18 protein-coding genes are annotated in these 16,445 nt (G+C 69.7%); 10 read left to right on the top strand and 8 right to left on the bottom strand.

The window, feature by feature from the left end:
• Positions 1–26: 26 nt before the first annotated feature.
• Positions 27–1,148, bottom strand: coding sequence for an acyl-CoA dehydrogenase family protein (locus L942_RS03105; protein WP_037354604.1), 1,122 nt, complete (start codon positions 1,146–1,148; stop codon positions 27–29).
• 136 nt (positions 1,149–1,284) lie between these two features.
• Here L942_RS03105 and L942_RS03100 point away from each other — a divergent pair, with 136 nt between their 5' ends.
• The 4 genes from L942_RS03100 to L942_RS03085 all read left to right on the top strand — a co-directional run bounded on the left by L942_RS03100 (position 1,285) and on the right by L942_RS03085 (position 4,827).
• On the top strand, positions 1,285–2,742 hold the full coding sequence (locus L942_RS03100) for a PAS domain-containing sensor histidine kinase (protein ID WP_037354602.1): 1,458 nt from the start codon (positions 1,285–1,287) through the stop codon (positions 2,740–2,742).
• A gap of 96 nt (positions 2,743–2,838) precedes the next feature.
• Complete coding sequence (locus L942_RS03095; RefSeq protein WP_037354601.1) at positions 2,839–3,345, top strand: flavin reductase; 507 nt, start codon at positions 2,839–2,841, stop codon at positions 3,343–3,345.
• A gap of 22 nt (positions 3,346–3,367) precedes the next feature.
• On the top strand, positions 3,368–3,616 hold the full coding sequence (locus tag L942_RS03090; RefSeq protein ID WP_051165686.1) for a hypothetical protein: 249 nt from the start codon (positions 3,368–3,370) through the stop codon (positions 3,614–3,616).
• Positions 3,613–4,827, top strand: a complete 1,215-nt coding sequence (locus L942_RS03085; RefSeq protein WP_037354596.1) for an amidase — start codon at positions 3,613–3,615, stop codon at positions 4,825–4,827. The genes L942_RS03090 and L942_RS03085 overlap by 4 nt, the downstream gene beginning before the upstream one ends.
• Here L942_RS03085 and L942_RS03080 read toward each other — a convergent pair.
• Positions 4,817–5,431 (bottom strand): response regulator transcription factor, encoded by a 615-nt coding sequence (locus L942_RS03080; RefSeq protein ID WP_037354593.1) that lies wholly within the window; start codon positions 5,429–5,431, stop codon positions 4,817–4,819. The genes L942_RS03085 and L942_RS03080 overlap by 11 nt on opposite strands.
• Positions 5,428–6,045 carry a nuclear transport factor 2 family protein gene (locus L942_RS03075; RefSeq protein ID WP_200862688.1) on the bottom strand — a complete coding sequence of 206 codons (618 nt, stop codon included), beginning with the start codon at positions 6,043–6,045 and terminating at the stop codon, positions 5,428–5,430. The genes L942_RS03080 and L942_RS03075 overlap by 4 nt, the downstream gene beginning before the upstream one ends.
• Positions 6,046–7,211: 1,166 nt before the next feature.
• On the opposite strand from L942_RS03075, the gene L942_RS03070 reads away from it, so the two are divergent.
• Positions 7,212–7,757, top strand: a complete 546-nt coding sequence (locus L942_RS03070) for a TetR/AcrR family transcriptional regulator (RefSeq protein ID WP_037354591.1) — start codon at positions 7,212–7,214, stop codon at positions 7,755–7,757.
• Between the two features lie 414 nt (positions 7,758–8,171).
• Here L942_RS03070 and L942_RS03065 read toward each other — a convergent pair whose 3' ends face one another.
• The gene (locus tag L942_RS03065) at positions 8,172–8,384 is read right to left on the bottom strand and encodes a hypothetical protein (RefSeq protein ID WP_037354589.1); all 213 of its coding nucleotides are present in this window, start codon (positions 8,382–8,384) and stop codon (positions 8,172–8,174) included.
• Positions 8,385–8,710: 326 nt separating this feature from the next.
• On the opposite strand from L942_RS03065, the gene L942_RS03060 reads away from it, so the two are divergent.
• On the top strand, positions 8,711–9,265 hold the full coding sequence (locus L942_RS03060; RefSeq protein WP_037354587.1) for a hypothetical protein: 555 nt from the start codon (positions 8,711–8,713) through the stop codon (positions 9,263–9,265).
• A 20-nt stretch (positions 9,266–9,285) separates the two neighbouring features.
• Here the strand turns inward: L942_RS03060 and L942_RS03055 are convergent, their stop codons facing one another.
• Together L942_RS03055 and L942_RS03050 are read right to left on the bottom strand one after the other, a co-directional pair.
• Positions 9,286–10,110: an acyl-CoA thioesterase gene (locus L942_RS03055; protein ID WP_037354583.1), complete on the bottom strand. Its 825-nt coding sequence runs from the start codon at positions 10,108–10,110 to the stop codon at positions 9,286–9,288.
• 21 nt (positions 10,111–10,131) lie between these two features.
• Positions 10,132–10,860 (bottom strand): alpha/beta fold hydrolase, encoded by a 729-nt coding sequence (locus L942_RS03050; RefSeq protein WP_037354582.1) that lies wholly within the window; start codon positions 10,858–10,860, stop codon positions 10,132–10,134.
• Positions 10,861–10,907: 47 nt separating this feature from the next.
• Here L942_RS03050 and L942_RS03045 point away from each other — a divergent pair, with 47 nt between their 5' ends.
• Positions 10,908–12,179 (top strand): cytochrome P450, encoded by a 1,272-nt coding sequence (locus tag L942_RS03045; RefSeq protein ID WP_037354580.1) that lies wholly within the window; start codon positions 10,908–10,910, stop codon positions 12,177–12,179.
• 5 nt (positions 12,180–12,184) lie between these two features.
• On the opposite strand, the gene L942_RS03040 is transcribed toward L942_RS03045, so the two are convergent.
• Together L942_RS03040 and L942_RS03035 are read right to left on the bottom strand one after the other, a co-directional pair.
• On the bottom strand, positions 12,185–12,943 hold the full coding sequence (locus tag L942_RS03040; RefSeq protein ID WP_037354578.1) for a maleylpyruvate isomerase family mycothiol-dependent enzyme: 759 nt from the start codon (positions 12,941–12,943) through the stop codon (positions 12,185–12,187).
• A gap of 86 nt (positions 12,944–13,029) precedes the next feature.
• Complete coding sequence (locus L942_RS03035; protein WP_037354575.1) at positions 13,030–14,028, bottom strand: small ribosomal subunit Rsm22 family protein; 999 nt, start codon at positions 14,026–14,028, stop codon at positions 13,030–13,032.
• Positions 14,029–14,163: 135 nt separating this feature from the next.
• Between L942_RS03035 and L942_RS03030 the strand changes: the two genes are divergently transcribed.
• From L942_RS03030 to L942_RS03020, 3 genes are read left to right on the top strand one after another with little or no spacing between them, the layout of a single operon-like run.
• Positions 14,164–14,589, top strand: coding sequence for a YciI family protein (locus L942_RS03030; RefSeq protein ID WP_037354572.1), 426 nt, complete (start codon positions 14,164–14,166; stop codon positions 14,587–14,589).
• On the top strand, positions 14,589–14,945 hold the full coding sequence (locus L942_RS03025) for a YciI family protein (RefSeq protein ID WP_037354570.1): 357 nt from the start codon (positions 14,589–14,591) through the stop codon (positions 14,943–14,945). Before L942_RS03030 ends, L942_RS03025 begins: the two co-directional genes overlap by 1 nt.
• A gap of 54 nt (positions 14,946–14,999) precedes the next feature.
• The gene (locus tag L942_RS03020) at positions 15,000–16,277 is read left to right on the top strand and encodes an RNA polymerase sigma factor (RefSeq protein WP_037354568.1); all 1,278 of its coding nucleotides are present in this window, start codon (positions 15,000–15,002) and stop codon (positions 16,275–16,277) included.
• Positions 16,278–16,445: the final 168 nt, after the last annotated feature.

Below are 16,445 nucleotides of genomic sequence, written 5' to 3'. Positions count from 1 at the left end.
AGACTCCTCGTCGTGGTGGTGGCTGGTCAGCGGAATCCGGGGCTGGTCGGCGGCTGTCCCATCAGCACCGCGCCGGCGGCGTCGTGGATGGCCGGTCCCAGGAACGCATGCTGCTTGGGTACCAGTGCGTCGCCCTGAAGTCCACGCAGCGGGTGGGTCGAGTAGATCGGCGCGGTGCCGGAAATCTCGACGAGCTTCGAGACGACCTCGGACGCCGTCTTCGCCAAGTGCGCGGACGAAAGCCGCAGCTGGGCGTTCTGCTCGTCGCTGGCCTCGGCGCCGGAAACGACGGTGTCCCAGACCTCGTGGCTGACCTCGTAGAACCAGGCGCGGGCGGACCGCAGCGCGGCCTCGGCTTCCGCGTACCCGGTGCGGTAGTAGCCGCGGTCGGCGAGCCTCGGCGCCCCGGTGACGCCGGTGTAGCCCGCTCCGACCTCCCGGGCGTGGTCGAGCGCAGCGCGTGCGACGCCCGCGCCGACCACGGCGAGAACCTGTGCGGCGTAAGCGATTGTCGGGTAGTGGTAGAGCGGTTCGTCCACCGTGGGCGCGCCACCGCGGATGAAGGTCCACTCGCGCGGAACCTCGACGTCGCGCACCACCAGGTCGAACGAACCGGTGCCGCGCATGCCGACGACGTCCCAGTCCTGCACGATTTCGACCTGCTCGGGCCGCAGCAGCGCGGTGCGCGGTTTCCCGCCGGTCGATTCGTCGCCGGGGATGCCGACGCCGAGGATGTCCGCGCCCATGCAGCCGCTGGCGAACTTCCACCGGCCGTCCACGCGGAAGCCGGTTTCGGTCGCCGGGGCGGGCTGGACCGGGAAGAGCCCGCCGGCGAACGCGACGTCCGGACCGTCCTGGTACAGCTCGGCCTGCGTGTCCAGCGGAAGCGCGGCGAGGTAGATCAGCGACGAGCCGAAGCTGGCGACCCAGCCGGTCGAACCGTCCACAGTGGAAATCCGCTCGATCAGGCGGAGGAACTCGGCGGGCGGGAGCGGGTTGCCGCCGAACTTCGCCGGCGTGCTGGCCCGGTAGATGCCGAGCTGCTTGAGCCGGTCGATGAAGTCGCGCGGAACGTAGCGCCGCTGCTGGAACTCGTCCTTGCGCTGGGCGAGCTCGGCGAGCACCTCCTCCATGGTGACTTCGCTCATCGCTGCTCCTCGAGAATGCCGGTGCGGTCGGTCCGACGGTACGAACCTCGGCGCCGTGCGGGAATTGGTAGTGCCTGAGCGGGCGTAGGGGATTTCTTCAGTGCGAGCCGCCAGCCAGGGGCTTTACCCTGAGCCGATGGAGGCAGACCCGCGCGCGCCCGAGCTGACGACGCACGATTTCGTCGCGATGCTCAACGCCAGCCGCACGTGCGTGCTCGTGCACGACGGCGCGACGAAGAACATCCTGTGGGCCAATCCGGCGGCCTGCGAGATGCTCGAATGGAGCGTCACCGAGCTGCGGCCGCTCAAGGCGAACCACATGAGCAGCTCCGCGCAGCAGTACGACCGGGTGATCGGCCGGGCCTGGCTGCAGGAGGCGGTCGACAAGGGCGTCAGCCGGATCGAATGGCACTACCGCACGAAATCCGGCCGGGTGATCCCGACCGACGCCGTGGCCACGCGGGTCGAGCTGGCCCAGGGCCCGGCGGTGATGGTGCAGTTCCGCGACATCGAACGCGAGCAGGAAATCGAGCGTGAGCTGCGGTTGACCACGTCGTGGGTCGACGCGCTGGCCCGGCAGACCTCAGCGGTCGCGTTGATGCTCGACGGCTCGGGCGAGCTGCGGTTCGCCACGGACTCCGCGGTCGAGCTGTTCGGCGCGACGCCGGACGAACCGCTCGGCCGCCTGACCGACTACGCCGGCCTCCGCCTCGACGACCGTCCGGCCACCTGGGACGAAGTCCGCGAACGCGCCGCGCCGGCCACGCAGGTGCGGCTGGAAATCCAGGGTCGCGTGTGGCTGGAGGGCAGTGTCGAACGGCTTCGAGAGCCTGCTGGGGACGCGTTTCTGCTGCTGCTCCACGACGTGTCCGAGCGAGTCCGCGGCGAGGTCCGGCGCGAGCAGGAGCTGCACCGGGAGAACTACCTGGCGCGCTACACCGCGATGGGCGACATGGCGATGGCGATCGCGCACGAGCTGAGCCAGCCGCTCGCCGCCGCGGGCAACTTCCTGGCCGGGGTCCGGTCCCGGACGCTCGATGCCGCGCCGGTCGTCTACGGCATCGACAGCGCCGTCCGGCAGATCGAGCGGGCGAGCCAGATCGTGTCGTCCGTGCGGGCGTTCGTCGGGCATCTGGAGCACGTGGAGCAGGTGGCCGACCTGAACGAGATCGTCGAGGAATGCCTGTATTTCGTGCGGTTGCGGGCTGAACCGGCGGCGATCGAGGTGACCTTCGAGCGAGCGGGCGAGCCGGTCCCGGTGCACTGCGAACGCGTGCTGACCGGCCAGGTCGTGCTGAACCTGTGCTTCAACGCGATCGAGGAAATGGCGCAGTGTCCGCCGCAGCGGCGCAGCCTGGTGCTCACTACGCGCCGCGACGGCGACACCGGCGTGGTCACCGTGGACGATCGCGGCCGCGGTTTCCCGCGCAACCCGTTCGACGAGTCGTTCACCGCGAAGGAGCGCGGCAGCGGCATTGGACTGGCGCTGAGCCACCGCATCATCACGCGTCAGCACGGGACGATCTGGGCCGAACACCGCGCCGGCGGAGGTTCGCGCTTCGGGTTCGCACTGCCCGCGACCGGCCCGGGTTAGGAATTCTTCAGCTACGCCGGGGAAGTTCTCGATATCCCGCGCCCGGTGCGGCTTTGTACGGTCGAGGCAGCCCCGGCCCCAGTACTAGGAGGCACCGTGTCCGAGCTGACCCGGACCCAGCGCGAATTCCGCACCGCGATGGCCAACCTCTCCGCGGCCGTCAACGTCGTGACCACCGCGGGTCCGCACGGCCTCGCCGGGATGACGGTGAGCGCCGCCTGCTCGGTCACCGACAGCCCGCCGACCGTGCTCGTGTGCGTCAACCGGTCGAGCCGGTCGCACGCGATCCTGGTCGGCAACGGACGGGTCTGCGTCAACGTCCTCGGCCCCGGCCAGGAGGACCTGGCCATGCACTTCGCCGGCGCGACGAAGGTGCCGACCGCCGAACGCTTCGACCAGGACTGCTGGGACCTCGACAGCGAGGACGCGCCGGTGCTGCGCGGCGCGGCCGCCTCGCTGGTCGGCCGGATCGTCGCCGAACAGGAGCATGGCTCGCATTCGGTGCTGTTCGTCGAGATCGAGAAGGTGCTGACCGCGCCGGACCGCGGTGCCTTGGTGTACTTCCAGCGCCGCTTCCACCGGCTTGCCGCACTCAGCGCCTGATCGAGGAGAACCCGTGGAACGGATGACCCTGACCTGCTACAACGACACGCACGGCTACGGCTGGCGGCACGTCGATCTCTTCGTGCACGACGAGCACGGCCGCGAGCTGGACTGGGTGCACTGGCAGGTGTCGGCCGACGGTCCGGAGGCCGCCGACGAAGCGACCGCGCGCGTCGAACCGCTGCTGCGCCGGACGTCGGAGTGGCGGCACGCGGTCAGCGCGAGCGGCATGGACTACTGGACCGCCGACGCCGCCTGGACCCAGCCGTGACCGGGCCGTGGTCGCTGCGCGCACTGGTCGCCGATCTGTCTGCGGGCCGGACGACACCCGAAGCCGCCGTCGCGGAGGCACGCTCGCGGATCGCGGCGGGCTCTTTCGACGCTTGGGTTTCCTCGGCTTACCTGCCTCTCTCGACGGGCCTGCTGGGCGGAGTTCCATTGGGAGTCAAGGACATCATCGACTTGGCCGGGCTGCCGACCCGCTGCGGCTCCGTCCTGCGCGCGGATGCCCCACCGGCCACTGTGGACGCTTCGATCGTCCGCGAATGGCGTCGAGCGGGAGCGGTGCCGATCGGCAAGACCGTGACCACGGAGTTCGCTTTCTTCGCACCCGGTCCCACGGACAACCCCGCTGCGCCCGGCCACACGCCCGGTGGTTCCTCCAGCGGTTCCGCCGCTGCCGTTGCCGCCGGACACGTGCCGTTGGCGCTGGGTTCGCAGACCGCTGGCTCGGTGACCCGCCCGGCCGCGTTCTGCGGAGTCGCCTCGCTGGTGATGAGCCGGGGCCGGTACCCGGTCGACGGTGTCACCGGTCTGAGCCCGAGCCTGGACAGCCACGGCATGTTCACCGCGACGGTCTCCGATCTGGCGTTGGCCTGGTCGGCGCTGTCGGGGGAGCCGGAGGTGGCTCCTTCGGTACCGCGCTTGCTGGTGTGGTCCTCGGCCGACGTCAGCCCGGCGATGGAGAAGGCGGTCGGTACCGCGGTTTCTCGGCTGCGCGCGGCCGGTGCCGTGGTCGACGAATTCCCGGACCGGGCTTTGGTTCCTGCGTTGACCGCCGCGCATCCCGTGGTGATGGCCTACGAGGCGGCGCGGGAACGTTCCGTTGAGCTGGCCTCGGCGGACCGGCTCAGCGCCCCGCTGGCGCAACTGCTGCGTACCGGCGCGGAGATGCCGCGCGCGGAATACGAGGCCGCGCTGGACGTCGTCGCGGCTGGCGGTGCGCGACTCGCCGAGATCGCCACCGGCTACGACGCCGTCCTCGCCCCGGCCGCACTCGGTTCGGCCCCCGCTGGCTTGGCCGCGACCGGCGACCCCGTGCTCAGCCGCCCGTGGCAGGCGCTGGGCCTGCCCGTGATCGCCGTGCCGGGCCCGCGCGACGAGGCTGGCTTGCCGCTGGGATTGCAGCTGGTCGGCAGGGCTTCCGGAGAGTCCGCCCTGCTGGGCACGGGCTGCTGGGTGGAGGCCGCGCTCACACGGTGACGCGATGGGTGAGGATGTCGCGGACCAGCGTGCCCAGGCTGTCCGCCGACGTCTTCGCCTTGATCCGCGCCCGATGCACGTCGACGGTTTTGACGCTGGTGCCCAGCTGGTGCGCGATCGCCTGGCTGGGCATCCCGTCGACCACCAGCCGCAGCACCTCGCGCTCGCGCTGGGTCAAGGTGTCGAGCCGAGCCCGGACGGCCTGCCGCTCCGCGTGCTCCGCGAACCGGCGGCGTGCCTCGATGAGCTGGGTCTGGACCACCTCGACCATGCGCTGGGCCTGGTAAGGCTTCTCCAGGAAATCGACCGCCCCCGCGGTGAGCGCGCGCACGGACATCGGAATGTCGCCGTGCGCGGAACAGAAAATGAGCGGGGCCGGGCAGTCGATTTCCGCGAGCTTTTCCTGCAGCTGGAAACCGCTGATCGCGGGCATGCGCACGTCGACGATCACGACCGCGGGCTCGGCCGGATCGAACTCGTCGAGGAACGTCTGGGCGTCCGGGTACGTCAAGGCTTGGACGCCGACGCTCTCCAGCAGGAACACCAGGGACTGCCGGAGGTCTTCGTCGTCGTCCACCACGTGCACGACCGGGTCGTCGCTCATGGCTTCATCAGCACCGACGCCGAGGGATAATCGCTCGCCCAGCCTTCCGGCAACGGGGCGATGAAGACGTTTTCGGTGCGCGTACGCGTGATCCGCCACGTGTCGCCGACGCGCCGGAACGCATTGTTCAACCGGCTGGACCGCAGGAGCGCTTTCCCGTCGGAGAACAGCCACGGTTGCATGTGGATCCATTGCCCAGTGGCCTCGTCGCCGTCCACGTGAATCTGCTCGGAAGTGAGATAATGCGCGTTGAGCAGAAGCGCGGGGTCTTTTTTCTCGCCCCAGAACCGCTGAAAATGCGCCCGGATCGCCGCGGCGCCTTCCGCCCGCCCGAACTGCCCGTCGTAGTACTCGCCGACGCCCTCCCAGACCGCGTCCTCGGTGTAGAGCTCCATGATGAGGTCGATCCGCTCGTCGTCGCTCGCGACGCCGAACTCCGGGCAGGGCGTGTCGCAGAGGAACATGTAGCGCGTCTGCACCCGGCGAATCTCCGCCTCGGCCTCGAGCACCTGGACCCGCCGAACCAGCCCCGCGACGGTCTCCTCCAGCGCGGCCACCCGCCGGTCCGGACTGTCCGCGGCCGGGTCGGACGTTGCGGCGTGCTCGAGAGACATCGTTTTCCTCGTTTTCCTCACGGTCGGGGCGGGCGGCGTTCAGCGCGCCGGCTGGGCCTTTCGGCGCGGTTTTCGGCTCGTTTGGGCTCGTTTCGGCTCGTTGACAGGGTAACCGGACCGCTCCGGGCATCGGCAGCTTGTGACCACCCTCTGCTCGGGCCGGAAGGGTTGTCAATCGAATCGGGGAGTTATGCGCGGCATGTTTCAACGCGCTGGTGGTGGTTATCAATGGGCCGGGTTGCTTGGGGGACAAGGCCTTGTGGGTCGCTTCCGCGAGCGTTGTGGGGCGCTGGGTTCGGTAGGGACACGGGTGGGGCGTTGCTCCGTCATCGAGGGGGTGGGATGTCGGTGTTCCCGGCTGGCGTCGGCCGGGTAGGGACGCTGCCCGTTCTACTGGGCCGTGGTCGGCGGGCGGCGGTGCGGGTGTCCTTGGGCGCTGTTGGTGGAAGGGTTCGTTGTTGCTTCCGCTGTCGTGGTCGGCGGGCGGCGGTGCGGGTGTCCTTGGGCGCAGTTGATGGAAAGGTTCGCTGTCGCTCCCGTCGGGGCTTCGTCGCTGGTGCGCTGTGATGCGGGGTCCGCGGGTGCTGTTGGTGGCAAGGTTCGTTGTCGCTTCCGCTGGGCTGTCGTCGTTGGCGGGCGGCGGGGCGGTGTCCTTGGGGGCTGTTGATGGAAAGCTTCGCTGTCGCTTCCGCTGGGCCGTCGTCGTTGGCGGGCGGCGATGCGGGTGTCCGCGGGTGCTGTTGATAGAAAGGTCGCCGCCGCTTGCGTCGGCCATTGGCGGGCAGCGATGCAGCCGTTCCCGGACGCCGTCGATTTGACAGGAACGCTGCCCTTCCGTTGGGGTGCTGCTGTTCCGGGTGCTGGTAGCGGACGTGCCCGCTTCGCCGAGTCCTGGTTAATGACGGCGGGGAGGCGGCCGTCGCCCGGTACCGTTCTAGGGACACTGCCGCTTCCATCGGATTCCTGGTCGTCGGGCGTTCCCGGGCGTAACGGCAAGGCGTGAACGCCGTCGGCTCTCAGCGTGTCTGGTCATGGGCGGCGGGCGGCTGCCCTGGTCAGGACCGCCTGGCCACTGCCGCGCGTGCCGGGCCGCAGATTATGCAGCACTCGCCGGGTCCGCGATAACGTTGCGGTATGCGCGTTTCCACTGGTACCGGTCGCCGGCGATGAGTGCGGCCCAGCGGGCGGACGCCCGGGAGAACCGGGAGCGGATCGTCGAGATCGCTCGCGAGGCGATCGCCGCGTCGGGAGAGTTGCGGCTGAACGCGGTGGCCAAGTCGGCCGGCGTCGGGCAAGGAACGCTCTACCGGCACTTTCCCACGCGCGAGGACCTGCTCGCCGAGGTGTACCGGCAGGAAGTGGAGGACCTGGTCGCGCTGGCCCCGGAACTGCTGGCTGCCTGCGAACCGGTCGAGGCACTGTCGCGCTGGTTCGACCGGATCGCCGAATACGCCCGAGTCAAACGTGGTGTCTTCGCGGCGCTCGAAACGGCGGTGTGGAAAGGCCTGTCCGAACAAAGCCACGGCCCGATCGGCGACGCCATCACACTCCTGCTCGACGCCGGAAAGGCCCAGGGAACCATCCGCCCCGACGTCGACGCCCGCGACCTGTTCATCTTGTCGGGCTACCTGACCCGCCTCGACGAGGACGAGTGGGACGCCCGCGCTCGGCATCTCCTGGACGTCCTGCTGCAAGGAGTTCTCTCCCGCTGATCCAGTGGTCGATGCTCACGCTGGTTGGTCGGCTGCTTCCCGTGTGGGCAGCACAATCACGTCGCGCGGCAGATTCCTCAACGGACGAGGTCTGCTTGCCAGGCAACGCATTCCCGCGCGCCCGCCGATGATCGACTCGTGGTGCGCAAGGCAGTTCAGCACGATGCGCCGCTGTTGCGTGAAGTGGCTGGCGCAGAGCGACTAACCCTGCGGAAAAGTCATGGAAGTTCAGCGAGACTCGCCCGAAGCCCGAAGCCCGAAGCCCGAAGCCCGAAGCCCGAAGCCCGAAGCCCGAAGCCCGAAGCCCGAAGCCCGAAGCCCGAAGCCCGGACGTGGTGTCCATAGTGGACGGGCCGCTCGCGTGCGCGGCCGGCCCGATCCCCCAGATCTCCCCAGTAGTAGTGGTTGTGCCATTCAGGAAGCGACGGCCAGGCGAACCCGGCGGTCGCGGGCGTACGAGACCAGTTCGCGGACCTCGTCGGTGGTGATGATGCGGACCGCGTCTTCCAAAATCTCGGCCGTGGCCACCTGCAGCGGCCAGGAACGCAGGCCGGGCGCGGGTTCGTGCCAGAACCACTGGCCTTGGGCGAGATCTTCGGCGGCGACGGTTGGTTCGTCGGTGTTCATGTCCGCAGCCTAACTGGCCCCACCGACAGAAAATCGCTCTACCGGACATCCCGGGACAACCCCGAAGAGGGAGCAAGAAATGAATACGGATTCGGGGATAGTTCCTGCTGGTCGGGGAGACGCGAGCGGGCTGGCGGGTGGCGTGGGTCACGCGGTCTTGCCCAAGCGGCGAGGGGCCACCGGCCGGGTGCGAAAGTAGGTACCGGTGACCTGGTCCCGCTCAGTGGCGGGTTCCGGTGGATTTTGCACGGCCGCGCGGCCTGCCCTAGGCTTCGCCGGTCACCGCGCACACACCGGGGGTTTCCGGGACGAGAGGAACGGTGCGAATGGCTTTGCGCGACCCCGAGGCGTACCGCGACATCGATCTGCCGACGATTCTCCGGATGGAGCGGCGGCTTCCCTGGTACGGCTGGCCGCACCTGCCGTTGGGACTGCTGGTCTGCGTGGCCGCGATCCTCGCCGCCTACCGGGTCCCGGTTTCGTACCACCTGACGACCGCACTGGTCGCGGGCGGCGGCGTGGTCGGCGGGTTTTCCGGTTACGGCTGCGGGCTGGTCATGGTCAGCACCCCGGATCTGGTCCAGACCGGCTACTTGAACTGGCGGCGCACCCGGGTGCTGCGGGCCTTGCTGATCGTGCTCGGCGGGTTGTCCGCGGCGTCGATGGTGGTCGTTGTGGCGTGCCACATTTCGTTGCTGGCCGGGTCTTCCGACCAGCATCCGTTCCGGCTTTCGGTGCAGGCCGGGTTGTACTTGGTGCTCGTGGTCGCCAACACGGTGCTCGCCGGCCTTGAGGCATGGCAGTTGTCGAACGTGCTGCGCGAGCCGGTTGCCGAGACCGTCGCGGAGCCGGCCGGGCCGGTGCGGGTCCGGCTTGGCTGAATCGTCTACATCGGACTGAGTCAGCGCCTGCGCAGCAGCACTTCTTGCGTCACCGAGGCGACGAGCCGTCCGTCGGTGGTGAAGAATTCGCCGTGGGTCAGGCCCCGGGTGTTCGCGAAGCTGGGGCTTTCCATGTCGAAGAGCAGCCACTCGTCCGCGCGGAACGGGCGGTGGAACCACACCGCGTGGTCCAGCGACGTCAGCTGCGGTACGCCCGGCTCGTCCCGGTGCGGCAGCAGGGCGGTGCCCGCCAGCCGGATGTCGGAGATGTAGGTGAGCGCGCAGACGTGCGCCAGCGGGGCGTCCGGCAACGCGTCCTTCGCCCGGACCCAGATCCGCTGCCGCGGGCCGCGGCCGGTGTCGGGCAGGCCGGTTTCCGGGTTGCTGACGAAACGGACTTCGATCGCGGACAGGACGATCGGCGAGCGGTCCTGCTCGACGACGCCCGCCTCGTCCGGGGCCGGGACCTCGGGCATCCGCGCCTGGTGCGCGCTGCTCTCCGCCTCGGTCTGGAACGACGCGGACAGGCTGAAAATGCTCTCGCCGTTCTGGATCGCGACGACCCGGCGCGTGGTGAACGAACCGCCGTCCCGAGTCCGCTCGACCTCGTAGATGATCGGCATGTCGGTGCGGCCGCCGCGGATGAAATAGCCGTGCAGCGAGTGCACGTGCCGCGCCGCGGGCACGGTCGCGCCGGCCGCGGTAAGCGCCTGCGCCGCGACCTGGCCGCCGAACGCCCGCTGCGGCGAACCCTGGTGGCACCAGCCCCGGAACAGGTTCAGCTCGAGCGGCTCGAGCTTCAGCAGCTGGTCTAGCCCGGCCCGGGTCGGATCGATCGTCGTCACCCGGCCAGTCTAAGCGCCTGCTCAGTCGCGCCGCGGCGTGAGCAGCGCCGCAACCGCGGCTGGATCCTCGACGTGCGCGTTGTGCCCGAGCCCGGACAGGACCACTGCCTCGGGAACAAGGGCATGCAGCTGCTCGGGACGGCACATCGGATCGTTTTCGCCGGTGGCGAGCACCACAGGGCAGCGCGCTGACGCCAGCAGGCTCGGCATGTCCGGACGGCCGACCCCGAAGGCGGGCGGATCCAGAGTCAGTTGCCAGCCGTCCGCGGCTTCGGCGACGCCGTCCGGGTCTGCCGGAGCCAGGCCGGTCAGCCCAGCGATCTTCAGATAGGCGGTTTCGGCCTCCTCTCGAGTGGTGAACAGCCGCGGCGGGCGGGCGGCCATCGCAGCGGCCCGGGCCAGGTCGTCTTCGCTCCATTCCACTTTGACGCCCACCGCCAGCACGCTGCTGACGTCGAGCCCGTAGCGGCCACTCGCCAGTTCCAGCGCGACGACGCCGCCGAGCGAATGGCCGAGGACGGCGATCGGGCCGGACTCGTCCAGCGACTCGGCGACCGCGGCCGCGAGCGCCTCGAACGTGTACTCGGGCAGTCGAGGCGAGCCGCCGTGGCCGGGCAGGTCCGGCACGAGCAGCCGCCGGTCGAGCTGTCCGGCGAGGCCGTCCCAGACCGCGCCGGTGGCGCCGAGCCCGTGCAAGAGCAGGACGGGCGGTTCGCCTTGTCCGGTGACGCGCAGCTTCAGCTTTTCCACCGGACGGATCTTTCCGCAGGCGGCGGTCTCGGGGCTAGGGTCGGAACGTGTCGAGTGCTGTCATCGCCGACCCGGACACCTACGTCACGGGCGTGCCTTACGACCTGCTTGCCCGCCTGCGCCGGGAGACGCCGGTGACGCGGATCGGCGACTTCTGGGCGGTGCTGCGCCATTCCGACGTGCGGCACGTGCTCCGCACCCCTGCGGTGTTTTCGTCGCAGCTCGGCGGCACGCAGATCCGGGACCCGGCCACCGCCGAGGACCTGCGCTACGTGCGCCGGATGATGCTCAACATGGACCCGCCCGAGCACGGCAGGCTGCGCGGGCTGCTCACGAAAGCGTTCACCCCGCGGGCGGTCGGCCGGATCGCCGAACGGATCGAAGGCTGGGCACGGGATCTCGTCGCGGCGGTGGCCGATCGCGGCGAATGCGACTTCGCCAAGGACATCGCCGCCGACCTGCCATTGCTCACGCTCGCCGAAGTGTTCGGCGTGCCCGAGCAGGACCGGCGGCTGATGTTCGACTGGAGCAACCGCGTGATCGGCTTCCAGGACCCCGAATACGCGGTGAGCGCGACCGTCAACGCTGAGGACGTCACCGACCTCGCCCGTGCCGCGCTGGCCGTGCGCCCGGAACCCGGCCCGGACGGCCAGATGCCGGATCCGCGCAGCCGCGCCGGAATGCCGGACCTCTACGCCTACGCGCATGCGCTGGGCGAGCACAAACGCGAGCACCCCGGCGACGACGTGATGAGCAACTTGATGCACTACGTGGACGACGACGGCGGCCGCGTGTCGATTGAGGAGTTCGAGAACCTTTTCTGGCTGTTTTCCGTAGCTGGCAACGAAACTCTGCGCAACGGCCTGCCGGGCGGGATGGCCGCGTTGCTCGCGCACCCCGAGCAGTACCGCGCACTGCTCGCCGACCGGAGCCTGCTTCCCGGCGCGGTCGAAGAGATGCTGCGCTGGCACACGCCGGTGATGCACTTCCGCCGCACCGCGACGCAGGACACTCGGCTGTCCGATGTGGACATCAAGGCCGGGGACAAGGTCGTGGTGTGGTTTTCCTCGGCCAACCGCGACGAGACCGTGTTTCGCGACCCGGACGTGTTCGACGTGACGCGCGCGCCGACCGAACACCTGACGTTCGGCCACGGCCCGCATTTCTGCCTCGGTTCGCACCTCGCGCGCATGCAGATGCGGGCGTTGTTCGCGGCCGTGTTCGACCAGCTCGGCGAGGTCCGTCTCGCCGGCGAACCCCGCCGGCTGCGGTCGAACTTCCAGAACGGGATCAAAAGCCTCCCGATCCGCTGGGACTGACCGGTTCAGCCGAAGCCGACGAGCGAGAGCCAGCGATCCAGGTACGCCGTGTCGCCGGTGCGGTGCGAGACGTCCGACGGCAGCCTGCGGTAAACCATCAGCAGCAGCTCGCGCAACGGCGCGGCCGCGGTGACTGCCGCGTTCGCCGGCGGTCCCGGATGCCAGGCCAGCTGGTCGCCGGTCAGGTCGACCGTCCAGGACGCCGCGTGGTCGGTGGGCGCGAGGTGGATCGTGCGGTCCGGGCCGAGCAGTTCGCGGCGTTCCGGGACATACTCCAGCACCTGCGGCAGCGACCCGAGTTCGAGCCACTCCTCCATCGCGTCGTGCGCGACTTCCGGCGTGACGGTGAATTCCCCGCCCGCGGCCAGCGTCGCGTCGGCGCGGTGGATCAGCGTCTCGTTCATGAACCGGCGTGCGTAGAACGCCGCCCGCGGCGGACCGTCCGGGATCGGCGTGAACACCTCCGCGTCCGGACCCGCCTCGCGCAGCGTGGCCACTAACTCCTTCGCGCCGTCCACGAGCCACCACGCCGGTCGCGGGGTGTCCACCGGGTTCCGGAGCGCGTCGTCCGGCAGCCAATGGCGGGCCCGCGTCCGGACGGTTTCCTCCGCCCACCGATGCCCGGTGCTGACGTGCTCGAGCAACTGTCCGAGATTCCACTCGGGGCACGCCGCGACCCGCACCGTGCGGTCCGCGCCTTCGACGGCCGCGGCGAGCAGTTCCGTCTGCCGCACGATCTCGGCACAACGCTGGGGGAAGTCCATGGGCTGTCCTATCCGGTTCAGGTCCGCTGGCACCAGACAGTCGGAGCCGACGTGGCCATCCGGACACCGGAGGCGGAGAACCCGGGCTACTCGACGCTCCAGGCGTCTCCCCATTCCGCGTCGCGGGCGGCGCGGTATCGCACGCCGTGCCGCTTCGACACGACAGTCTTCGGCGCGAGCCCGTCGACCGTGCAGAGGTCGAGTTGCACGAACCCCTTGTGCTTGCGCGGATGCCGGATGATCCGTGCCGACGGACGGTCGACCGGTGCGGACGTGGCCGCCACGTACGAGAACTTCTCGTCCTCGAATCCCAGCGTGCCGGACTTGATCCGCCGGTGCACCCCGCTGCGGGGCAGCCGGGCGGAGAAGTGACACCAGTCCTCTCCCGGCTTGATCGGGCAGGCGTCGTCGTGCGGGCACGGTGCCACCACGCTCCGACCCATGTCGCGCAGCACCTCGCGAGCCTCGCGGATCCGCGCGAATCCAGCCGGGGTGCCGGGCTCGATGAGCACGACCGTGCCTGCTTGAGCGGCGAGCCACCGGACGACGTCGGCTCGGCCGCGTTCGGGCAGCTCGCCGAGGACGTACGAGAGGGTGACCAGATCGGCCTCTGGCGCCGCGGACGCGGAATCGACCAGCCCGCGCTGCCAGACCGCGGTGCGGACGGCAGGCTCGTCGGAGTGCGCCGCCAGCTTGCGACCCAGCGCCAGCGCGGCCGCCACCTGTTCCACGACAGTGCACTTCTCCAGCGACGGCCAGACATCGGCTGCTGCCCACACTGCCGCTCCGGTGCCGCCGCCGACGTCGACGTGCGTCTTCGGGGCGAATCCGGGCGCGGCGGCAGCCACCTCGTCCAGCACCGCGCTGACCGCCGCGTAGGTCGCTGGCATCCGGTATCCGGCGTAGGCGGCGACATCCAGCTCCGAAGAGAGGATCGGCGACGACGCCGAGTCGCCTTGTCGATAACGCTTGCTGAGCCGGTCCACGGCCTGCGCGAGCCGGGACTCGGGGAACCGGGCCAGCTCCTCGTCGAGGGCGGCGCGGAGAGCTTCGGGGAGAACTGCCACGGCCAGCGATTCTCGCATGCCCGTTTCGCCTTCCGAAGTGCGCCTGACCTGCTAGTTTCGCGACCAGGAAAAAAGTTCGAGGACCTTGTCGATCCGGCCGCGGCCCGTTCGACGCAGTGGTGAAGGCAAGCCGAGACCGAAGGGGAACCGAAGATGCGATTCATGGTGATCATGAAGGCCAGCGAAGAGAGCGAAGCGGGCCAGCTGCCCAGCACCGAGATGCTCGCCGAGATGGGCAAGTTCAACGAGGAACTCGTGCGGGCAGGCGTCATGCTGGCGGGCGAGGGGCTGGCGCCCAGCTCCGAGGGCGCTCGCGTGAAGTTCTCCGGGGACGGCGAGCCCAGCGTGGTCGACGGTCCGTTCGCCGAGACCAAGGAACTGATCGCCGGGTTCTGGATCCTGCAGGTCCGTTCGCTCGAGGAAGCCGTCGAGTGGATCAAGCGCGTGCCCAACACCGACGGCGCGCACCACGAGATCGAGATCCGGCGGATCTTCGAGGCCGACGACTTCGGCGACAACCTCACCCCGGAACTGCGGGACGCCGAGGAGAAGCTGCGCGAGCAGGCCGCACAGAACTGATGCGGTTCATGGTGCTGGTGAAAGCCAGCGAGGAATCCGAAGCGGGAGACGCGCCGAGCGCCGAATTGATCGAGCAGATGGGCCGGTTCAACGAGGAACTCGCCGAATCCGGGCACCTCGTGCAGGCCGCCGGGCTGACGCCCAGCTCGGCGGGCGCCCGGCTGCTGTGGTTCGACGGACAGGCCGAGCCCAGCGTGGTGGACGGTCCGTTCGCCGAGACCAAGGAACTTGTCGCCGGCGTGTGGATCCTGGAGGGCGAGTCGCTCGCCGAAATCGTCGAGCTGATGAAGCGGGCGCCCAATCCGGACCGGCGGCCGGGCACCGTCGAGATCCGCCCGATGGCCGGCGAGTTGTGACGCCGCGCCCGCCCGAGGGTTGCCTCGGGCGGGCCGGGCCGGTCTGATGGGCCGGTGGACACGCGAAGTGCGGTAGAGGCCGTTTGGCGGATCGAGTCGGCGCGGGTGATCGCCGGTCTCGCGCGGATGACCCGCGACGTGGGCCTCGCCGAGGAACTGGCGCAGGACGCGCTCGTCGCCGCGCTCGAGCAGTGGCCGGAGACCGGGGTGCCGCGCAACCCGGGCGCCTGGCTGATGACGATCGCGAAGCGACGGGCCATCGACCTGTTCCGGCGCAACGAGACCCTCGGCCGCAAACTGGACGAGATCGGCCGGGAGGCCGAGCAGCTCGGCGAGGGCGTGCTGCCCGACTTCGACGCGGTGCTCGACGACGAGCAGATCGAGGACGACCTGCTGCGGCTGGTCTTCACCGCCTGCCATCCGGTGCTGTCCACCCAGGCGCGGGTGGCGCTCACACTGCGCATGCTGGGCGGGCTCAGCACCGACGAGATCGCCCGCGCGTTCCTGGTGAAGGAATCCACTGTCGCGCAACGCATCGTGCGGGCGAAGAAGACGCTCGCCGAGGCCAAGGTGCCGTTCGAGACGCCGGTCGGCGACGAGCGCGTGGCGCGGGTGCCCGCCGTGCTCGAAGTGATCTACCTGATCTTCAACGAGGGCTACTCCGCTACGCGCGGCGACGACTGGATGCGGCCCGCGCTGTGCGAGGACGCCTTGCGGCTCGGCCGTGTGCTGGCCGGTCTGATGCCCGGCGAACCGGAGGTGCACGGACTGGTCGCGCTGATGGAAATCCAGGCTTCGCGCTCGGCGGCGCGCACCGGCCCGAACGGCGAACCGGTGCTGCTGATGGACCAGGACCGCAGTCGCTGGGACCGCCTGCTCATTCAGCGCGGCCTCATCGCGCTGGCTCGATCCGAACGGCTGGCGAACGGCACGTATGGGCCGTATTCCGCGCAGGCAGCGATCGCCGCCTGCCACGCCGTGGCGGTCACTCCCGAGGAGACCGACTGGGCACGGATCGCCGCGCTGTACGCGGGCTTGGCGCAGCTCACGCCGTCTCCGGTGATCGAGCTGAACCGGGCCGTCGCGGTTTCGATGGCGGAAGGGCCGGAAGCCGGGCTGGCGCTGGTGGACAAATTGCTGCGCGAGCCCGCGTTGAAGAACTACCACTTGCTCCCGAGCGTGCGCGGTGACTTTCTGTACAAGCTGGGCCGCCGGGACGAGGCACGCGCCGAATTCGAGCGCGCGGCGAAGATGACCGGCAACGAGCGCGAACGCGCGCTGCTGCTGGAGCGGGCCGAGTCGTGCAGCAAGCTGGAAGCGGGAACGAGGTAGCGGTGCGCGAGTGATCGTCATGCCGGCAACGGTCCGCCACCCGTCCGACAATTCCCGCGTCCGCCGCCCGCCATCCCCAGGGTTACCCACAAGTCGACCCGCCTGTGGATAACCTGTTTCCGCTGGTAGCGGCGGCGAAAACGGGTCGCTCGACTCGATCCGGTGAAT

This window comes from Amycolatopsis orientalis DSM 43388, assembly GCF_000411975.1.
GTDB lineage: Bacteria > Actinomycetota > Actinomycetes > Mycobacteriales > Pseudonocardiaceae > Amycolatopsis > Amycolatopsis orientalis_D.
This window is presented reverse-complemented; position numbering and strand designations above follow the sequence as displayed.

What these genes read in the sequence shown, in the direction of transcription:
- L942_RS03075 (WP_200862688.1), bottom strand. Translation starts at nt 6,045, where the DNA reads ATGTCTCTCGAGCACGCCGCAACGTCCGACCCGGCCGCGGACAGTCCG.
- L942_RS03100 (WP_037354602.1), top strand. Translation starts at nt 1,285, where the DNA reads ATGGAGGCAGACCCGCGCGCGCCCGAGCTGACGACGCACGATTTCGTC.
- L942_RS03060 (WP_037354587.1), top strand. Translation starts at nt 8,711, where the DNA reads ATGGCTTTGCGCGACCCCGAGGCGTACCGCGACATCGATCTGCCGACG.
- L942_RS03035 (WP_037354575.1), bottom strand. Translation starts at nt 14,028, where the DNA reads ATGCGAGAATCGCTGGCCGTGGCAGTTCTCCCCGAAGCTCTCCGCGCC.
- L942_RS03040 (WP_037354578.1), bottom strand. Translation starts at nt 12,943, where the DNA reads ATGGACTTCCCCCAGCGTTGTGCCGAGATCGTGCGGCAGACGGAACTG.
- L942_RS03030 (WP_037354572.1), top strand. Translation starts at nt 14,164, where the DNA reads ATGCGATTCATGGTGATCATGAAGGCCAGCGAAGAGAGCGAAGCGGGC.
- L942_RS03080 (WP_037354593.1), bottom strand. Translation starts at nt 5,431, where the DNA reads ATGAGCGACGACCCGGTCGTGCACGTGGTGGACGACGACGAAGACCTC.
- L942_RS03070 (WP_037354591.1), top strand. Translation starts at nt 7,212, where the DNA reads ATGAGTGCGGCCCAGCGGGCGGACGCCCGGGAGAACCGGGAGCGGATC.
- L942_RS03025 (WP_037354570.1), top strand. Translation starts at nt 14,589, where the DNA reads ATGCGGTTCATGGTGCTGGTGAAAGCCAGCGAGGAATCCGAAGCGGGA.
- L942_RS03065 (WP_037354589.1), bottom strand. Translation starts at nt 8,384, where the DNA reads ATGAACACCGACGAACCAACCGTCGCCGCCGAAGATCTCGCCCAAGGC.
- L942_RS03105 (WP_037354604.1), bottom strand. Translation starts at nt 1,148, where the DNA reads ATGAGCGAAGTCACCATGGAGGAGGTGCTCGCCGAGCTCGCCCAGCGC.
- L942_RS03090 (WP_051165686.1), top strand. Translation starts at nt 3,368, where the DNA reads ATGACCCTGACCTGCTACAACGACACGCACGGCTACGGCTGGCGGCAC.